General features: G+C 65.5%; 20 protein-coding genes and 1 tRNA gene. 11 read left to right on the top strand and 10 right to left on the bottom strand.

Annotated elements, in window-relative coordinates; translation table 11 throughout:
• Window positions 1-163: 163 nt before the first annotated feature.
• From BWQ93_RS00730 to BWQ93_RS00720, 3 genes are all read left to right on the top strand, one after another.
• The gene (locus BWQ93_RS00730) at window positions 164-688 is read left to right on the top strand and encodes a DUF2975 domain-containing protein (RefSeq protein ID WP_077028846.1); all 525 of its coding nucleotides are present in this window, start codon (window positions 164-166) and stop codon (window positions 686-688) included.
• Complete coding sequence (locus tag BWQ93_RS00725; RefSeq protein WP_056373879.1) at window positions 688-897, top strand: helix-turn-helix domain-containing protein; 210 nt, start codon at window positions 688-690, stop codon at window positions 895-897. Before BWQ93_RS00730 ends, BWQ93_RS00725 begins: the two co-directional genes overlap by 1 nt.
• Window positions 898-1,025: 128 nt before the next feature.
• The gene (locus BWQ93_RS00720; RefSeq protein WP_077028845.1) at window positions 1,026-1,361 is read left to right on the top strand and encodes a TFIIB-type zinc ribbon-containing protein; all 336 of its coding nucleotides are present in this window, start codon (window positions 1,026-1,028) and stop codon (window positions 1,359-1,361) included.
• Here BWQ93_RS00720 and BWQ93_RS00715 read toward each other — a convergent pair whose 3' ends face one another.
• Entirely contained in the window at window positions 1,362-2,759 is a 1,398-nt protein-coding gene (locus BWQ93_RS00715) for an amino acid permease (protein ID WP_077028844.1), read from the bottom strand.
• Window positions 2,760-2,991: 232 nt separating this feature from the next.
• Window positions 2,992-3,279, bottom strand: a complete 288-nt coding sequence (locus tag BWQ93_RS00710) for a 4a-hydroxytetrahydrobiopterin dehydratase (protein ID WP_077028843.1) — start codon at window positions 3,277-3,279, stop codon at window positions 2,992-2,994.
• 53 nt (window positions 3,280-3,332) lie between these two features.
• Between BWQ93_RS00710 and BWQ93_RS00705 the strand changes: the two genes are divergently transcribed.
• From BWQ93_RS00705 to BWQ93_RS00690, 4 genes are all read left to right on the top strand, one after another.
• The gene (locus BWQ93_RS00705; protein ID WP_077028842.1) at window positions 3,333-3,752 is read left to right on the top strand and encodes a metallopeptidase family protein; all 420 of its coding nucleotides are present in this window, start codon (window positions 3,333-3,335) and stop codon (window positions 3,750-3,752) included.
• Window positions 3,749-4,333 (top strand): heme ABC exporter ATP-binding protein CcmA, encoded by a 585-nt coding sequence (gene ccmA, locus BWQ93_RS00700; protein ID WP_077028841.1) that lies wholly within the window; start codon window positions 3,749-3,751, stop codon window positions 4,331-4,333. The genes BWQ93_RS00705 and ccmA overlap by 4 nt, the downstream gene beginning before the upstream one ends.
• A gap of 136 nt (window positions 4,334-4,469) precedes the next feature.
• The gene (locus tag BWQ93_RS00695) at window positions 4,470-5,117 is read left to right on the top strand and encodes a heme exporter protein CcmB (RefSeq protein WP_077028840.1); all 648 of its coding nucleotides are present in this window, start codon (window positions 4,470-4,472) and stop codon (window positions 5,115-5,117) included.
• Window positions 5,114-5,524 carry a VOC family protein gene (locus BWQ93_RS00690; RefSeq protein ID WP_077028839.1) on the top strand — a complete coding sequence of 137 codons (411 nt, stop codon included), beginning with the start codon at window positions 5,114-5,116 and terminating at the stop codon, window positions 5,522-5,524. The genes BWQ93_RS00695 and BWQ93_RS00690 overlap by 4 nt, the downstream gene beginning before the upstream one ends.
• Window positions 5,525-5,895: 371 nt before the next feature.
• Here the strand turns inward: BWQ93_RS00690 and rplA are convergent, their stop codons facing one another.
• The 6 genes from rplA to BWQ93_RS00660 all read right to left on the bottom strand — a co-directional run bounded on the left by rplA (window position 5,896) and on the right by BWQ93_RS00660 (window position 10,625).
• A complete protein-coding gene (rplA, locus tag BWQ93_RS00685) occupies window positions 5,896-6,594 on the bottom strand; it encodes a 50S ribosomal protein L1 (RefSeq protein ID WP_056373862.1) in 699 nt (232 codons plus the stop codon).
• A 4-nt stretch (window positions 6,595-6,598) separates the two neighbouring features.
• Complete coding sequence (gene rplK / locus BWQ93_RS00680; RefSeq protein ID WP_077028838.1) at window positions 6,599-7,030, bottom strand: 50S ribosomal protein L11; 432 nt, start codon at window positions 7,028-7,030, stop codon at window positions 6,599-6,601.
• A gap of 157 nt (window positions 7,031-7,187) precedes the next feature.
• Window positions 7,188-8,117: an acyl-CoA thioesterase gene (locus BWQ93_RS00675; RefSeq protein WP_198040442.1), complete on the bottom strand. Its 930-nt coding sequence runs from the start codon at window positions 8,115-8,117 to the stop codon at window positions 7,188-7,190.
• A gap of 214 nt (window positions 8,118-8,331) precedes the next feature.
• On the bottom strand, window positions 8,332-8,868 hold the full coding sequence (gene nusG / locus BWQ93_RS00670) for a transcription termination/antitermination protein NusG (protein ID WP_077028837.1): 537 nt from the start codon (window positions 8,866-8,868) through the stop codon (window positions 8,332-8,334).
• A 30-nt stretch (window positions 8,869-8,898) separates the two neighbouring features.
• Window positions 8,899-9,096, bottom strand: coding sequence for a preprotein translocase subunit SecE (gene secE / locus BWQ93_RS00665; RefSeq protein ID WP_077028836.1), 198 nt, complete (start codon window positions 9,094-9,096; stop codon window positions 8,899-8,901).
• A gap of 182 nt (window positions 9,097-9,278) precedes the next feature.
• Complete coding sequence (locus BWQ93_RS00660; RefSeq protein ID WP_198040441.1) at window positions 9,279-10,625, bottom strand: MFS transporter; 1,347 nt, start codon at window positions 10,623-10,625, stop codon at window positions 9,279-9,281.
• 523 nt (window positions 10,626-11,148) lie between these two features.
• Between BWQ93_RS00660 and BWQ93_RS00655 the strand changes: the two genes are divergently transcribed.
• On the top strand, window positions 11,149-12,792 hold the full coding sequence (locus tag BWQ93_RS00655) for an alkaline phosphatase family protein (protein ID WP_077028834.1): 1,644 nt from the start codon (window positions 11,149-11,151) through the stop codon (window positions 12,790-12,792).
• A gap of 52 nt (window positions 12,793-12,844) precedes the next feature.
• Here the strand turns inward: BWQ93_RS00655 and BWQ93_RS00650 are convergent, their stop codons facing one another.
• Both BWQ93_RS00650 and BWQ93_RS00645 read right to left on the bottom strand, forming a co-directional pair.
• The gene (locus BWQ93_RS00650; protein WP_077028833.1) at window positions 12,845-13,165 is read right to left on the bottom strand and encodes a DMT family transporter; all 321 of its coding nucleotides are present in this window, start codon (window positions 13,163-13,165) and stop codon (window positions 12,845-12,847) included.
• 87 nt (window positions 13,166-13,252) lie between these two features.
• Window positions 13,253-13,328: transfer RNA gene (locus BWQ93_RS00645), tRNA-Trp, on the bottom strand.
• A gap of 98 nt (window positions 13,329-13,426) precedes the next feature.
• On the opposite strand from BWQ93_RS00645, the gene BWQ93_RS00640 reads away from it, so the two are divergent.
• From BWQ93_RS00640 to BWQ93_RS00630, 3 genes are all read left to right on the top strand, one after another.
• Window positions 13,427-14,359, top strand: a complete 933-nt coding sequence (locus BWQ93_RS00640) for a DMT family transporter (protein ID WP_077028832.1) — start codon at window positions 13,427-13,429, stop codon at window positions 14,357-14,359.
• A complete protein-coding gene (locus BWQ93_RS00635) occupies window positions 14,356-14,976 on the top strand; it encodes a glutathione S-transferase family protein (RefSeq protein ID WP_077028831.1) in 621 nt (206 codons plus the stop codon). Before BWQ93_RS00640 ends, BWQ93_RS00635 begins: the two co-directional genes overlap by 4 nt.
• A 102-nt stretch (window positions 14,977-15,078) precedes the next feature.
• A complete protein-coding gene (locus BWQ93_RS00630; RefSeq protein WP_156878072.1) occupies window positions 15,079-16,359 on the top strand; it encodes a hypothetical protein in 1,281 nt (426 codons plus the stop codon).
• Window positions 16,360-16,361 lie beyond the last annotated feature (2 nt).

The following is a 16,361-nucleotide window of genomic DNA, read 5'->3' as shown; positions in this document are numbered from 1 at the left end:
CGCCTCAAGAAAGAGCGGCCCTTCGACAAGCTCAGGGCGAACGGTGTTTATGGCCTCGCCGCCGCTCCCCGACGACGTATTATCGTTTCTCGATATTATCGATTGACGATATGGAAATCCGCGGCTATATCGTTCTTCGATAACAACCCTATCGGAGAACGACATGCCTGAAGACCATAAAACGCTGCTCGGCGTCACCCGCGCGCTGTTGTGGCTGATGCTCGCGCTGATCGCCGCGGCCTTCCTGGTCGTCATCGGCTCGGCCGGCGCGCTCGCGGTCATGTGGCCCGAGATCGCGGTCGAGGCGAAGAACAGCCAGGTCTTCCTCGACGCCGCGAACATCCGACCGCAACTCTTCGCGCTGCTCGCTGTCCTCGCCGCAGTGCTAGCGGTGGCGGTCTACATCATCCGCAAGCTGCAGGCGCTGGTCGCCAGCGCGGCGAGCGATCCCTTCATCCCCGCCAACGCCGCGCGGCTGCGCCATATCGGCTGGGCGCTGGTCGCAGTGCAGTTGCTCGCACTGCCGCTCGGATCGATCGCGCGGAGCATCGCGGTGTCGACGAGCCAGTTCGCCGACATGGGCGGTATCAACCTGCAGAGCATCCTCGCGATCCTGCTCGCCTTCGTCCTCGCCGCGGTATTCGAGCGCGGCACCGCGATGCGCGACGAGCTCGAGGGGACGGTGTGATGGCGATCGTGGTAAAACTCGACGACCTGCTTCACGCGAAGCGGATGACGCTGACCGACCTCTCCGACCGCATCGGCATCACGCTGGCGAACCTCTCGATCCTCAAGACGGGCAAGGCCAAGGCGATGCGCTTTTCGACGCTCGAGGCGATCTGCACCGAACTCGAATGCCAGCCCGGCGACTTGCTGGCCTTCGAAGCCGACAGCTGAACACAGCGCGGCGCCCGACTGGCCCCGCTGCCGCTTCTCCCCGGGGCGGCAGCGGGGCTTTTGCTTTTCGGGAACGCGATGTTGCTGCGAGCGTTCGATGCGCAGTGGCGGTTTCGGCCGCTCTCTGCATGAAAGGAAAATCCGTGTCCGATGCCCAGGGGCTGCTTTGCCCGACCTGCCGCGTAAATCTGACGATGTCCGAACGGCAGGGAATCGAGATCGACTATTGCCCGCAGTGCCGCGGCGTCTGGCTCGACCGCGGCGAACTCGACAAGATCATCGAGCGCAGCGAGGGCGCCAGCGCCCCGGCACCGGCCCCGCGTCCGCAGGCGGCTCCGCCGCCGCCTCAGCCGCAATATCGCGAGCAGGACTATCGCGGCGGCGAACGCGGCTATGACGACCGCACTTACGGCAAGCCGCACAAGAAGAAATACAAGAGCTTCCTGAGCGAGCTGTTCGACTGATCAGCCGGCGACCGCGTTCCGCCGCGCATAGAGGAAATAGACCGCGAGCCCGGCGACGTTCCAGATGCCGAACCAGATCTGCGTCTGCGCGGGCAGGCTGACGAAGAGATAGATACAGCCGAGCACCGCGATGCCGCCGACCACCCACGGCAGCGGCGTGCGGAAGGTGCGCAGGGCGTCGGGCGCGCGGCGGCGCATGATCAGCATGCATATCGACACCGCGGTGAAGGCCGCGAGCGTCCCTGCGTTTGCCAACGCCGCCAGCTCGTCGAGCGGGATGAAGCCTGCGAGCACCGCCACGACGAGCGCGGTGAAGATGGTGATGCGCACCGGGGTACCGCGCGGCGACAATGCGGCGAGCGACTTCGGCAGCAGCCCGTCGCGCGCCATGGTGAAAAAGATGCGGCTCTGGCCATAAAAGAAGGCGAGGATGACGGTCGGCAGCGCGATCACCGCCGACACGCCGAGATAATAGGCCGCCGTGGGGCTGCCGAGATCGCGCAGGATCAGCGCGAGCGGCTCGGGGCTGTTGGCGAATTTGCTGTACGAAATCGCACCGACCGCGGCGACCGCGACCGCGATGTAGATGAGCACGCAGACGAACATCGATCCGACGATCCCGATCTTGAGGTCGCGGTCGGGATCCTTCGCTTCCTCGGCCGCGGTGGCGATCGCGTCGAAGCCATAGAAGGCGAAGAAGATGATCGCCGCCGCGGCCATCACCCCGCGCTCGACCCTGTCGGGGCCGATATGCTTGGCGAAGCCATAGGGGCTGAAGGGCTCGAGATTGGCGGCGTCGAAGGCGGGCAGCGCGACCGCGACGAACACGCCAAGCGCGATGATCTTGACGATCACCAGGATCGCGTTGACCGTCGCGCTCTCGCGCGTGCCGAACAGCAGCATGCCCGCGACGATGGCGATGATCGCGATCGCCGGCAGGTTGACAATGCCGCCAAGCTCAGGACCCTGCATCAGCGCCATCGGGACGCCGAGCGACGCCTCGAGCAAGGGCGCGGCATAGCCCGACCAGCCGACCGCGACCGCGCTGACCACCAGCGAATATTCGAGGATCAGGCTCCAGCCGACGATCCACGCGATGAGCTCGCCGATGACGACGTAGCTGTAGGTGTACGCGCTGCCCGAGGCGGGGATCATCGTCGCCATCTCGGCATAGGCGAGCGCGGCGCAGGCGCAGATCAGCCCCGCGACCGCGAAGGACAGAATCACCGCGGGCCCCGCCTTGTCGGCGCCGACGCCGATCAGCGTCAGGATGCCGGTGCCGACGATCGCCCCGACCCCGAGCGCCACGAGATGCGGCCAGCCCAGCGTGCGCGCGAGCGCCTGTCCTTCCTGCTTCTCCAGAACGATGGTTTTACGGCGCAGCAGGCTGTCGGTCATTCGGGCTCCCCTGTTTTGGTTGCTTGTGAAACGGGATGGGGGAGAAGGCAAGCGGGACGGTCGCGGAGGCGGGAATGGGGGTGGTTTCCAGACCATACTCTATTTCCGTTCGTGTCGAGCGAAGTCGAGACACCCCGAAAGCACGCGCTCCCGATGGGTGTCTCGACTTCGCTCGACACGAACGGGATTTGTAGGCCGGCTTGACTGCCCTCGCCCCGAAACCCGCCCTTCCCTACAGCAACCCCTCGATCGCCTCGGCCAGCTTCGCATCCCTTTCCGACAAACCATCGGCGTCGTGCGTCGTCAGCAATATGTCCACCCGGTTGTAAACGTTCGACCATTCGGGATGATGGTCCATCTTTTCGGCGATGATCGCGACGCTCGCCATGAAGCCAAAGGCCTGCGCGAAATCGTCGAATTTGAAGCGGCGGGTGATCGCGTCGCGCTGGGGCTCGTGCGTCCAGTCGGGGAAGCGGACGAGCAGCGCGGCGCGTTCTTCGTCGTCGAGTTTCCGGACCATCGCTTCGTCTCCCCGCTGGTAATGGCGCGACACTCCCCATAAGGAAGGGCGCGATGAGCGACAAGAGCAGCCTCGCCGCCGGTTGGACCGGCACCGCCCCCGACGCCGACGCGCTGTTCGCGCTGGCCGAGGCGGCGTTCGAGACGATGCCCGAGATTTTCAAGCCGCACCTCAACGGCGTTGTGATCGCGATCGAGGAATTCGCCGAGGACGAGGTGCTGAAGTCGCTCGACATCGAGCATCCCTATGACCTCACCGGCCTCTACGAAGGGCGCCCGCTGACCGAGCGCAGCATCGACGCGAGCGGCGGCATGCCCGACCGCGTGACCCTCTATCGCATCCCGATCCTGGTCGAATGGATCGAGGGCAGCGAGCGGCTCGACTGGCTGGTGCGCCATGTGCTGATCCACGAATTCGGCCATCATTTCGGCCTCTCCGACGACGATATGCACGCGCTGGAAGATATGGTGTGAGCGTGCTGCTGCGGCTGGACCAGGTGGCGTGCATCCGCGGCGACCGGTTGCTGTTCGAGGGGCTGTCGCTCGCGCTGGCCCCCGGCGAGGCGCTGTGGCTGCGCGGCCCCAACGGCGCGGGCAAGTCGAGCCTGATCCGGCTGGTCGCGGGGCTGCTGCGGCCCGCGGCGGGGACGGTCGAGCGCTTCGGGCGCGCCGCGCTGATCGACGAGGCGGCGGCGCTCGACGCCGAACTGCCGCTGCGCCGCGCGCTCGATTTCTGGGCGCGGGTGGACACGGTCGACGGGCATACGGTCGACCGCGCGATGGCGGCGATGGCGCTGCACCCGCTCGCCGAAGTGCCGGTGGCGATGCTGTCGACCGGGCAGCGCAAGCGCGCCGCGATGGTGCGCGTGATCGCAAGCGGGGCGCCGATCTGGCTGCTCGACGAGCCCGCCAACGGGATGGACGATGCGGCGCAGGCGCGGCTGGTCGCGGCGATTGCTGTCCATCGGGCGAACGGCGGCGCCGTGCTGCTCGCGTCGCATTTCGCGCTGGGCGTGCCCGACCTCGCCGAGCTCGACATGGGCGCGCTCGCGTGATCGCGCGCCTTCCAAAACCCGTTTGCCCTGAGCTTGTCGAAGGGCCGTTCTTTCTTTCAACGTTGGAAAGAAGGGCGGTGCTTCGACAAGCTCAGCACGAACGGATTTGGGTCCGTAGAGATACGGATATGCGGCGATGACGATGCTGATCGCCCTCTTCTGGCGCGACCTCCGCCGTGCATGGGGCAGCGGCGCGCTGTGGCTGCCGGTGCTGTTCTTCCTGCTGGTGGCGACCGCCTTCCCCTTCGCGGTCGGCCCCGATGCGCCGTTGCTGCAGCGCGCCGGCGGCGGGATGGTGTGGGTCGCGGCGCTGCTCGCGGCGCTGTTGCCGATCGACCGGCTGGTGCGGCCGGACCGCGACGCGGGCGTGCTCGACCAGCTCGCAGTGCGCGGGGTCGCCGACGAGGTGATCGCCGCGGTGAAGATCGGCGCGCATGCGATCGGTTTCGGGCTGCCGCTGCTGATCGCGCTCTTTCCGGCGGCGGCGTTGCTGGCACAGGACAGCGCGCGCGTGGAATTGCTCGCCACGGGCATTGCGATCGCGGTCCCCGCCCTCGCCTCGCTCGCCGTGCTGAGCGCCACGCTGACCGTGGGATTAAAGGGCGGGAGCGCGATCGGCGGGCTGCTCGTGCTACCGCTCGCGGTGCCGCTGCTGATATTCGGCGCGGGGATGCTCGACCCGTCGGGGCGCGGCGCGGTGAAGCTGCTCGGCGCGGTGAGCCTGCTGCTGACCGTGATCGGGCCGTTTGCCGCGGGGGCGGCGCTGCGGGGCTTACGCGAATGACGCGCCAGTCGCTCGCGCATATCGCGCTGGTGGTGCGCGATTATGACGAGGCGATCGGCTTCTACGTCGGCGTCCTGGGCTTCACGCTCGTCGCCGACGACTATCAGCCCGCGCAGGACAAGCGCTGGGTGCTCGTCGCACCGCCGGGCAATCCCGAGGGCGGCGCAACCATCCTCCTCGCGCGCGCTGCGAATGCGGAGCAGGCCGCGTTCATCGGCAACCAGTCGGGCGGACGCGTCTTCCTCTTCCTGCAAACCGACGACTTCCGCCGCGATTACCAGCGCCTGCTCGACAAGGGCGTACGGATCGAGCGCGAACCGCTGGAGGCCGATTACGGCACGGTCGCGGTCTTCCTCGACCTCTATGGCAACAAATGGGACCTGATCGAGTTTCGCGGGGCGGAATGACGGCTAACGACCGGTTGCGGACGTATGCTAGCGACGATTTCCGAAGCGACGGATTAGATGAACGGCGGAGCGTGAGACAAAGTATGCACACGCAAGGATGCTCAAAATTACCAATCCCAAAAAGCCGTTCGTAGCTATTTCGCTTTCCGAGATTGTCGAGTGCGACTGTGTCGCGATGACTATCAAAACAGCGAAAGCCACAGATGATATTACGGTGCCGATGTGTGCGTGCCTAGCTTTCATCGTTGCACGATAACAGGTGGCAGAGGCACCGCAACACCGGAGTGGGATGTCAGCTAACCACCCCAAAGCCGCCCATAAAAAAGGGCCGGGATCTCCCCCGGCCCTTCCCTAAATCATGATGCCTGAAATCAGGCGCCGGTGACGTCGGCAGTGTCGACCTTGACGCCCGGGCCCATCGACGACGACAGCGCGATCTTGCGGACGTATTTGCCCTTCGCGCCGGCCGGCTTGGCCTTGACGATCGCGTCGACGAAGGCGTCGAAGTTCTGGCGGAGCTTTTCCTCGCCGAACGACAGCTTGCCGAGGCCGGCGTGGATGATGCCGACCTTTTCGACGCGGAACTCGATCTGACCGCCCTTGGCGGCCTTCACGGCTTCGGCGACGTTCGGGGTGACGGTGCCCAGCTTCGGGTTCGGCATCAGGCCCTTCGGACCCAGCGTCTTGCCGAGGCGGCCGACGATGCCCATCATGTCCGGCGTCGCGATGACGCGGCCATAGTCGAGGTTGCCCGCGAGCATGTCTTCCATCAGGTCTTCGGCACCGACCTTGTCGGCACCGGCGGCCAGCGCCTTATCGGCATTGTCGCCGCGCGCGAACACGGCAACCTTGACGTCCTTGCCGGTGCCGGCGGGGAGCGTCACGACGCCGCGGACCATCTGGTCGGCGTGGCGCGGATCGACACCCAGGTTCATCGCGATTTCGAGCGTTTCGTCGAACTTGGCCGAGGCCAGCTCGCGCACGGTTTTCAGCGCTTCGTCGACGGTGTGCAGCTTCAGCGCATCAACCTTGCCCTCGAGCGCCTTCTGCTTCTTGGTCAGCTTTGCCATCGGATCAGCCCTCCGTCACTTCGAGGCCCATCGAGCGCGCGCTGCCCTCGATGATCTTCGTTGCCTGTTCCAGATCGTTCGCGTTGAGATCCTTCATCTTGATCTCGGCGATTTCGGTCAGCTTCGAGCGGGCGATCTTGCCGCCGCTGATCTTGCCGGGCTCCTTCGAACCCGACTTGAGGTTCGCGGCCTTCTTGATCAGGTAGGTCGCGGGGGGCGTCTTCGTGACGAAAGAGAAGCTCTTGTCGGCGAACACGGTGATGATGGTCGGGGTCGGGGTGCCCTTTTCCATGGAATCGGTCGCAGCGTTGAACGCCTTGCAGAATTCCATGATGTTCACGCCGCGCTGACCGAGCGCCGGCCCGAGCGGCGGCGACGGGTTGGCGGTGCCGGCGGGCACCTGCAGCTTGATATAGCCGCTGATCTTCTTGGCCATGATGGCCTCCTTTCTTTCTGTCGCCCCGGACCTGGGTTCAGGGCTCAAAATTAGCGGTCAAGCAGAGGGTTATCAGCCCTCCTCCCGCGCGGAATCACGCCCGTATCTGACGCGAAGCGGGGCGGTTAGCTGCAAATGCACGCGAAAGCAAGGCTTCTCAGCCCTGCGGTGCCAGCCGCAGCAGCCCTTCCTGCACCGCCGAGGCGATCAGCGTGCCGTCCTGGCGATAGATCGAGCCGCGGTTGATGCCGCGGCTGCCGCCGGTCCAGTCGCTGTCCATGACATAAACGAACCATTGGTCGACGCGCACATCGTCGTGGAACCACATCGCATGGTCGAGGCTGGTCGAGAACAGCCCGGGGGTCATGAAGTTGAGCCCGTGCGGCAGCATCGCCGACGATAGCAGCCCCATGTCCGACGCGAAGGCAAGGAAGCCGCGGTGGACGAGCGGATCGTCGCCGATCGGCGCCGCGATGCGGAACCATTGATAATGCTGCGTCGCCTTCGCCGAGGCGGGCGGGCGGTGGTTGCGCAGCTCGAACGGACGGCGCCGCGCCATATGGAAAAAGGCATCTTCCGACACATTGGGGTCGGCGGCGATCGTTTCGAGGAAATCGCGGCATTCCTCGGGCGGCAAGAGGTCGGGCATCGGAACCTGATGCGCGAGGCCCGGCGTCGGCAGCTGGAACGAGGCGGTGAGGTTGAAGATTACCTTGCTGTCCTGGCGCACGACGACGCGGCGGTTGGCGAAGCTGCGCCCGTCGAAGTCGCGATGGACGCGGAAATGCAACGGCTTGGTTTCGTCGCCGCCGCGCAGGAAATAGGCGTGGAGCGAATGGACCTGCTTGTCGGCATCGACGGTATGTGCGGCGGCGACCATCGCCTGCGCGATCACCTGGCCGCCGAAAATGCGCTCGCGCGCCGTTGTAGCGAGCGCGGGGAAGAGAAATTCGTCGGGCTCGCCCGCGGGCTCGAGGTCGAACAGCCGCGCGACCGCGGCAACCACCGGGCCGGCGTCGACGCTGGCGTTGATTTCGCGCGCACGCTCGATGCGGGCCTGAATCTGCTCGGGAGAGAGGGTTGTCACGATACTGCCCCCATTGCCCTCCCCCTCGATGGGGGAGGCAGCGAGACTTGGCGGCTTGCCGCCTAGTCGCAGCGGTGGGGGTGGGCTTTCGTCCTGAAGCGGCCGGCGCAAGGACGCACCGTCACCCCCATCCAACTTCGCCTAGCCGCCTGTGGCGGCAAGGCTGCGTATCCTTCCCCCATCGAGGGGGAAGGGAGGAGCGGCCGAGGCCGCCTTATTTCATCCGCTCGACCTGCTCGAAATCGAGCTCGACCGGGGTCGCGCGGCCGAAGATCGAGACGCTGACCTTGACGCGCGCCTTTTCGAAATCGAGTTCCTCGACCAGCCCGTTGAAGCTGGCGAAAGGACCGTCGAGCACCTTGACCTGGTCGCCGATTTCGTAATCGACGCGGATTTCCTGCTTCGGACGGGCCGCAGCCTCTTCCTTGCTGTTCAGGATGCGCGCGGCCTCGGCCTCGCTGATCGCCTGCGGCTTGCCCATCGAGCCCAGGAAACCCGTGACCTTCGGGGTGTTCTTGACGAGGTGATAGACGTCGTCGGTCATCGTCAGCTTGGCGAGGACGTAACCGGGGAAGAATTTCCGCTCGGCCTGGACCTTCTTGCCGCGCTTGACCTCGGTCACCGTCTCGACCGGCACTTCGACCGATTCGACGAGCTGCGACAGGCCCATGCGTTCGGCCTCGGCGATCACCGAGTCGCGGACCTTGTTCTCGAAACCCGAATAGGCGTGAATGATGTACCAGCGCGCCATGTCTGTCCTGTTCCTGTTAGTTTGCGCGGCTTAGCGCGCGAGCGACGTCAGCCAGGTGACGACCGCGTTGAAGACCGAATCGACGCCGAGGAAGAAGAAGGCGAGGATCGTGGTCATGATGAGCACCAGGATCGTCGTCTGCACCGTTTCGCGGCCCGTGGGCCACACGATCTTGCGCGCTTCATCCTTCACCTGATTGATGAATTGGCCCGGGCTCGTCTTCGCCATGATGCTGCTGTCCTCGTAAGCGTCCAATATCCGGCCAGATGGGTTGCCGCCCCCCGCGCGTCAACCGCGCGTTGGGCAATAGTCCGCCCACCCTTGCCGAGCATGCCGGCCAAAGGCGGAAGGAAAACGGCGCATCTGTCCGAATGGAGCGGCCTTTACCGGTGCCTTGGCGCGATTGCAAGTCATAGGCTGGCCGCGCGGTGCGGCATGTGCCGGCGCATCAAGAGGAGCAGGCCGATCATCACGGTCCAACTCGCAACGGGTTGCAGCACGAACAGCAGATGCAGCTCGCGCGCCGCGGCCTCGCCGTCCTGCGGATCGAAGCCGATCACGCCGAGCAGCGCGTAACTGACCGCGATCGCGGCCGCGACCCCGCCCTTTTGCATCAGGTTGAGCAAAGCGAAGAGAAAGGCCGAGCGGTTGCGCCCGCAACGTGCGGCGTCGCGCGCGATCAGATCCGCGAGCATCGAATAGATGAACAGGAGGCCGACGAAGCCGGTGCCGAGGAAAAGCGAGAAGCCTGCCGCCTGTGCGAGCCCGGTCGGTTCCTGCGCCAGTGTGCCGAGCAGCAGCAGGCCGACGAGCAGTGCCATGGCGATCATCGCCTGCGGCTTGCCGAAGCGGCGCGCCGCGAGCGTCCATAGCGGCGATGCGATCGCCCCGCCGATGAAGCTGGCGAAAAGCAGCACCGCGCTTTGGCTGTCGAGATCGAGCACCGCCGCGGCGAAGAAGATGAAGAGCGAGGTGAGCGAGCCGAACGCAAAGGCATTGAGGAACTGCACCGCGAAAAGCAGCATCAGCGGCGGAAAGCCGAGCGAGGCCCGAATCTCGCCGCGCCAGCCGATGCCGGGTTCGGCGATCACGGCGCGCAGCGGCACCAGCCGCATCGCGAAGAGCGCGGCGGGGACCATCACCAGGAACAGGCTGGCATAGGCGAGGATACGCCCCTGCAAGCTGATCCCCGGGATCAGCAGCTGCGCCGCAGCGGGCGCCGCAAAGGCCGCGAGCAGTGCGATCTTCGCGAACCAGTCGCGCATGCCATAAAGCAAGGCGCTGTCGGCGGGTGCGCGCACCAGCGCCGAGCCCCACGACAATTGCGCGACCTCGTAGAGACTGAAGCTCGAATAGAAGAGCACCATCAGGAGGAAGAGCGCGGCGAAGGGCAAGCTGTCGCCGACGGTGACGATGATCGCCAGCAGCAGCGCGAGCGGCACGAGCGCCATCAGCATCCAGCGGCGATGTGCGCCGAGCCCGGTGCGCACCCGGTCGATCATCGTGCCGATCAGCGGATCGACGACGCCGTCCCAGATGGTGGTGAGCGAAAAGAGCAGCCCGACGAGACCCACCGCGATCACCCCGCCTTCGGCGATATAGGGCGGCAGGTAGACGCTGAACGGCAGGCCGAGGATCGCGGTGGGACCGGCGGTCGCGGCGAAGGCGGCCACGGTGCGCGGGCGGAGCGTGGCGTCGTCGGCGGGCGCGGCGGCGGGCATGGGGTCGGCGGGCGCCGTTGCTTGTTGGTCTGCCACGTCGCCTTGTCTCCGATCCGAGGCGGGGAGAGTTTCAGCAATTGACATGGGTGTCAACAGGAGTGGTCGCGGGGCACGGGCGAAGCGCGACGTTCGAAGGGTTATGCTCTCTCCCCTTGAGGGGAGAGATACGCAGGCTTGGCAGCTTGCTGCCTAGCCGGAGTTGAGAGGGGTTTCCGACCGCCGGTGTCCAAGCACCCCTCTCCAAGCTTCGCTAGCTCCTGACGGAGCAAGCTGCGCTATCCTCTCCCCTCAAGGGGAGAGGGCTTTACGGCCACTCTCCACCCCAAATCGGGCATCGCCTGCAAACGAGGCTTTCCTACATTATCCGGCTATGCAAGTCGTCGATCCCGACTCGTTCACTCGGTCGATAAAGACGGTTGCCGAGATCCTTTTGGGGAGGCGCACAGGGCTGAACTTTCCTGAACTTTGGAATAATGGCCGAATAGTCCCCCAACCGCCCTTCCCTATTCGCCGCCGCAGGCGCAGTGTCCCCACGACTTCGACTCCGGGGGAAGCGATCATGTCCGATGCCGCCAAGGCCGCGATCACCAATATCTTCGTGCTGATGCTGGAGAATCATTCGTTCGACCAGATGCTCGGGCGATCGGGCCTACCCGGACTGAAGGTCGCGCCGCCGGATGCGTCGAATAGCTACGACGGCAAATCCTATCCGCTGTACCACCCCGCGCCCTGGTCGATGAAGACCGATCCCGGACACGAATTCCCTGACGTCCTCCGGCAACTTTGCGGCGCGGAGGCCGCGACGGCCTATCTGGAAAAATGCGACAAGGGGACCAGGAAAGACCCGCACCCCGTCGATTGCAGCCAGTGCCATTATCCCGCGATCGACCTCAGCGGCTTCGTCAGCAGCTATGCGACCTCGACCAGCGAGGCGACGGGGACGCCGCCATCGGATCATTATGGCGACATCATGGGCTGTTTCGACACGCAGGCGCAATTGCCGGTGCTCTACCGGCTCGCGCAGGAGTTCGCGGTGTGCGACGCGTGGCACAGCTCGCTGCCCGGCCCAACCTGGCCCAACCGCTTCTTCGTCCATGGCGGGTCGTCGGCGGGGATGGACGTCAGCCCCGAGATGAACAGCGAGTTGCCGTGGGAGACGCTGCGCGGGTTCGAATATGAAAACGGCTCGATCTTCGATGCGCTGAAGGCGGCGGGGCACCGCTTCCGACTGTACCAGGACAAGAGCAACGCGTTCAGCGATAAGCCGTCGCACGCTTGGCAGGGCGGCTGGATTTCGCAGGTCGCGTCGCTGAAGGGGCTGAGCCTCGCCGACATCTGGTCGCTGGGCTGGTTCAAAGGCGACGTCCATGCGCGGCGCGCAGACGGCAGCGCCACCTATGCCGAGATTCCCTACACCTTCATCGAGCCCAATTTCGGTGCGAGCTTCTTTTCGAAGCAGCGCGAGCCGAACGGCGACAAGCTCGACGGCCCGCGCTACGTCGGCGGATCGTCGCAGCATCCCGAGGATGATTGCTACGGCGGCGAGGCGCTGATCAAATTCGTCTATGAGACGATCTTCGGTCCGGAATCGCCGATCCGCGACACCAGCCTGCTGATCATCACCTATGACGAGCATGGCGGCTTCTACGACAGCGTCGCCCCCGGCTGCGCGCCGCCGCCTGGCGACAAGACGCCGAAGGGACAGGAATATCTCAATCGCTATTGCTTCGATTTCAGCCGCTATGGCGTGCGCGTGCCGGCGGTGATCGTCTCGCCGTGGGTGCCGAAGGGCAAGGTCGACCCGACGCTCTACGACCACACGTCGATCCTCGCGACATTGCGCACGAAGCTGGGATTGAAACATCTGACCGAACGCGACCGGGTGGCGAACCACCTGTGGGATCTGCTGAGCGAGCCCGCGCCGCGGAGCGACATTCCGGCGGTGCTGCCCGATCCGGTGAAGCCGCCCGCGCGCGAAGCCGCCGCGGACACGGTGCCCGACGACCTGCCCCTGCCGCGCTCGGGCAATATGATCGGCTTCCTGCACGTGCTGCTGAAGGCCGAGATCGAACTCGCCGAGAAGAGCGGCGAACGCGCGGTCGCCGACATCGTCGCCGATTTCCACCGGATGACGACGCACGCGCATGCCAGCGCCTATGTCGCGAAGATGAAGGCGATGCTCGACGCGCTCGAAACGCGTTGAAGAGTTGCCGTGATTTCCGAGCCGCGAAATGTCCCATTTCGCTCGAAATCACTCAGGCGGGCGACGACAGCTTCATCAGCACGAGCCCCGCGACGATCAGCAGCGCGGCGAGGATGCGCGTCGCACTCGCGGCCTCGCCGAGCACCGCGATGCCGACGACGAAAGCGCCGACCGCACCGATGCCGGTCCAGATCGTGTAGGCGGTGCCGAGCGGCAGCGTGCGCATCGCGAGCGCGAGCAAAGCGAAGCTGGCGATCATCGCGGCGATGGTCACCGCGGTGGCGCCGGGGCGCGTGAAGCCGTCCGATTGCTTCATGGCAAAAGCCCAGACGATTTCGAACAGGCCGGCGATGATGAGATAGATCCAGGCCATCGGGCAGTCTCCTTCAAGGACTGCCGGGCCGTCCCGGACCTGAAAACCCGCATGAGCCGGCGAGGACGTGGCCTCTTGGTCTTGGCCTGGCAGGGGCAGTAGGACTCGAACCTACGACCCTCGGTTTTGGAGACCGATGCTCTACCAACTGAGCTATACCCCTAGGCCGGAGTGCGCCCTTAGCCGGACCGCACCGCGTGGGCAAGCCTTATGGCATATGCATAGCTTGCAAAGCATCCGCTGCCTGATATGCGGCCTTGCATGACCGCCGCCGCCGCATCCGATCCGCCGCAAAATTATCTCGGCGGGATCGCGCTGCGGCTGCTCGCGATGCTGAGCCTGTCGGTGATGTTCGTGCTGGTCAAACATATCTCCGCCGCGGGCATCCATCTGGTCGAAAGCCTGTTCTGGCGCCAGGCGCTGGTGCTGCCGCTTCTCGCGGTCTGGGCGCTGGCGCATGGCGGGCTGTCGATGTTCGCGACCAGGCGCATCGGCATCCATGCGCGGCGCGCGATGATGGGGCTGACGGGCATGGCGCTCAATTTCGGCGGGATGATCTTCCTGCCGATGGCCGAGGCGACGACGATCAACCTGTCGGTGCCGATCATCTGCGTCTTCCTGGCGGCCGCCTTGCTCGGTGAGCGCGTCGGGTGGCAGCGCTGGGCGGCGGTGATCGTCGGTTTCGTCGGCGTGCTGGTGGTGCTCAACCCGACGACGCTGCTGCTGCAGGGGTTCGAGGGCGATCATGGGTTGGGCACGCTGATCGCGCTCGGCGGCGCAGTGATGACCGCGCTGATCACGATCCAGGTCCGCGACCTCGGTCGCACCGAAAGCGCGATGTCGATCGTCTTCTGGTTCAGCCTGATCTCGATGCTGCCGCTCGGCCTCGCGCTGCCCTTCGTGATGACGCCGCACAGCGCGGGCGAATGGGGGCTGCTGATCGGGCTCGGGCTGCTCGGCGCGGTGGTGCAATTGTCGCTGACCGGCGCGCTGCGCCTCGCGCCGGTGTCGGTGGTGACGCCGATGGACTATTCGAGCCTGCTGTGGTCGATCGCGTGCGGCTGGTGGTTCTTCGGCACCCTGCCCGCCGATACGACGTGGATCGGCGCGCCGCTGATCGTCGCCAGCGGGTTGTTCATCGCGTGGCGCGAGCATCGCCTGCACATCGAACGCCAGAAGGATATCGCCGCATGACGCTTCCGATCCTCTATCACTGCGCCGATGCGCGATCGCTCCGCTGCCTGTGGGCGGTCGAGGAAGCGGGAATCGAGGTCGACCTGCGCCTGCTCAAATTCCCGCCGCGCGCGTTCGAGCCCGACTATCGCCCGGTGAATCCGCTGATGACGGTGCCCGGCTGGGTCGAGGACGGGCGGCTGATGACCGAATCGGCGGCGATCTGCGAGCGCATTGCGGAGGGGACGGGCCTAGAGGTGCGCCGCGACGAAGCGGATTATTGGGACTGGCGCAACTGGCTGCACAGGAGCGACGCCACCCTCACCTTCCCGCTCGCGATCATGATCCGCTACACGCGCGTCGAGGTGCCCGAGCGGCGGCTGGCGCAGGCGGTCGATGACTATAAGGCCTTCTTCGGGGGGCGAGCGAAGAGCATCGAGGCGGCGCTGGCCGACGGGCGCGATTGGCTGGTCGCGGGGCGCTTTACCATCGCCGATATCGTGATCGGCTATGCGGCGTTCCTTGCGACGACGCTGGGCGCCGACGATGTGCTGGGCGAGAAGACCAAGGAGTGGCTGGCACGCTGCATGGCGCGCGAGGGGTTCGTGCGCGCGCGCGAGCGGCAGCAGGCGGGCTGACCGGCCGAAACGCCGAATTTATTCTGGGCCGCCCGCCGATTGACTCGCCGCCGTATCATCATAGTCTGCCGCTTCCGGGCAGTCTTTGGTGGGGGGAATCCGATGCGAGCGTGGGCAATCCTGGCAGCGGCGCTCATGGCGTCCGGCACGGCTTCGGCGCAGAATATGGCGGATTGGAAACGGCAGGAGTGGCGCGGCATTTCAGACCCCGCCACCGCCGCGACAGAGACCAAGGTCGAAGCCTTCCTGCGCGAACTGCGGCTCGAGGCGCTGCCCGACAAGCCCATCGAACATGTCTACTCGGTGATCTACTCCCGTCGGGCAGGCCTTTACCAAGCGCACTATCGGCAGCCGAATCCCCGCGAGGAGGCGAGTTTTACCCCCGACCCGGCTGTTCCACGCGATTGCACGATGCTGGTCGAGCACGAAGCCGCGACGATGTTCGATCCCTCGTTTCGCCAAGCGATGGGCATCGAATTGCAGTCGGTCGAGGAGCCAGGCAAATATATGCTTCAAATGGCGCATTTGTCAGGGTCGATACTCGGAACCTATGCCCAAGTATACGAAAGCCCGTTCACGATCCGCAAGAGCGAGGGCGGCGCGCGCTATTATCGCGAGGAACTAAAGCCGGGTCAGCCGCTCAGCTACTACGCCGACAACGAGATTCTCGGGACGTACGAGAATATAAGGAAGTATTTTCACGCGATCCATTATCGGGTGCCGCTGGGTGCGTGCAGTTTTTCCCATAATCAGATCACCGTCAAAATCCCGCTGCGGATCGGCTTAAAATCGCTGCCGAAAGCCGCACCGGCACCGGCGCCCAAGGAAAACAAGGTCGCCGCGCCCACGACCGGCGGCCCGACCGTTCTGATCCGCAGCGGCGGCCCCGCGGCTCCGAAGCCCGCGGCGCCCAAGGCCATCGTCTACACGCCGGGCGTGCGCCCGACGCCGCCGAAACCGCCTGCGGCAGCGCCCTGCCCCAAGGGCCTTGGATATTCCTGCGCGACTCAACTGGGTGGCCCGCTGACCCCCGAGGCCATTGCCTATCATCAGCAGATGGACGCCTATGAGGCGGCGGTGAAAGCCTATGAAGCCGATGAGGCCGCCAAGCGCCAGGCGGTCGCCGACCTCAACAAGCAGAAGCAGGCCGAATATTCGGCGAACCTCGCGGCGATCCAGCAGGAGCGGAACGACGCGCTCGCCGCGCGCCAGGCCAAGATCGACGCCGACAAGGCCGCCTATAATGCCGCGCTGAAGGCGCATCAGGACGAAAGCACCCGCCTGTCGCGCGAGCATGAAGCCGCGATGGCCGAGTGGCGGCGCAAGACCGCGGCTTGCCTTGCCGGCGATATGTCGCAATGCGCGAACAGCGGCGACAAATAGGA

It is taken from the genome of Sphingopyxis sp. QXT-31 (genome assembly GCF_001984035.1).
In the GTDB taxonomy this organism is placed as follows: domain Bacteria; phylum Pseudomonadota; class Alphaproteobacteria; order Sphingomonadales; family Sphingomonadaceae; genus Sphingopyxis.
Note: the sequence above shows the minus strand (reverse complement) of the source record. Positions and strands in the feature narration are given on the sequence as shown.

Coding starts and splice junctions, on each gene's coding strand:
- BWQ93_RS00730 (WP_077028846.1), top strand. CDS start 164: ATGCCTGAAGACCATAAAACGCTGCTCGGCGTCACCCGCGCGCTGTTG.
- BWQ93_RS00725 (WP_056373879.1), top strand. CDS start 688: ATGGCGATCGTGGTAAAACTCGACGACCTGCTTCACGCGAAGCGGATG.
- BWQ93_RS00720 (WP_077028845.1), top strand. CDS start 1,026: ATGAAAGGAAAATCCGTGTCCGATGCCCAGGGGCTGCTTTGCCCGACC.
- BWQ93_RS00715 (WP_077028844.1), bottom strand. CDS start 2,759: ATGACCGACAGCCTGCTGCGCCGTAAAACCATCGTTCTGGAGAAGCAG.
- BWQ93_RS00710 (WP_077028843.1), bottom strand. CDS start 3,279: ATGGTCCGGAAACTCGACGACGAAGAACGCGCCGCGCTGCTCGTCCGC.
- BWQ93_RS00705 (WP_077028842.1), top strand. CDS start 3,333: ATGAGCGACAAGAGCAGCCTCGCCGCCGGTTGGACCGGCACCGCCCCC.
- BWQ93_RS00695 (WP_077028840.1), top strand. CDS start 4,470: ATGACGATGCTGATCGCCCTCTTCTGGCGCGACCTCCGCCGTGCATGG.
- BWQ93_RS00690 (WP_077028839.1), top strand. CDS start 5,114: ATGACGCGCCAGTCGCTCGCGCATATCGCGCTGGTGGTGCGCGATTAT.
- rplA (WP_056373862.1), bottom strand. CDS start 6,594: ATGGCAAAGCTGACCAAGAAGCAGAAGGCGCTCGAGGGCAAGGTTGAT.
- rplK (WP_077028838.1), bottom strand. CDS start 7,030: ATGGCCAAGAAGATCAGCGGCTATATCAAGCTGCAGGTGCCCGCCGGC.
- nusG (WP_077028837.1), bottom strand. CDS start 8,868: ATGGCGCGCTGGTACATCATTCACGCCTATTCGGGTTTCGAGAACAAG.
- secE (WP_077028836.1), bottom strand. CDS start 9,096: ATGGCGAAGACGAGCCCGGGCCAATTCATCAATCAGGTGAAGGATGAA.
- BWQ93_RS00655 (WP_077028834.1), top strand. CDS start 11,149: ATGTCCGATGCCGCCAAGGCCGCGATCACCAATATCTTCGTGCTGATG.
- BWQ93_RS00650 (WP_077028833.1), bottom strand. CDS start 13,165: ATGGCCTGGATCTATCTCATCATCGCCGGCCTGTTCGAAATCGTCTGG.
- BWQ93_RS00640 (WP_077028832.1), top strand. CDS start 13,427: ATGACCGCCGCCGCCGCATCCGATCCGCCGCAAAATTATCTCGGCGGG.
- BWQ93_RS00635 (WP_077028831.1), top strand. CDS start 14,356: ATGACGCTTCCGATCCTCTATCACTGCGCCGATGCGCGATCGCTCCGC.
- BWQ93_RS00630 (WP_156878072.1), top strand. CDS start 15,079: ATGCGAGCGTGGGCAATCCTGGCAGCGGCGCTCATGGCGTCCGGCACG.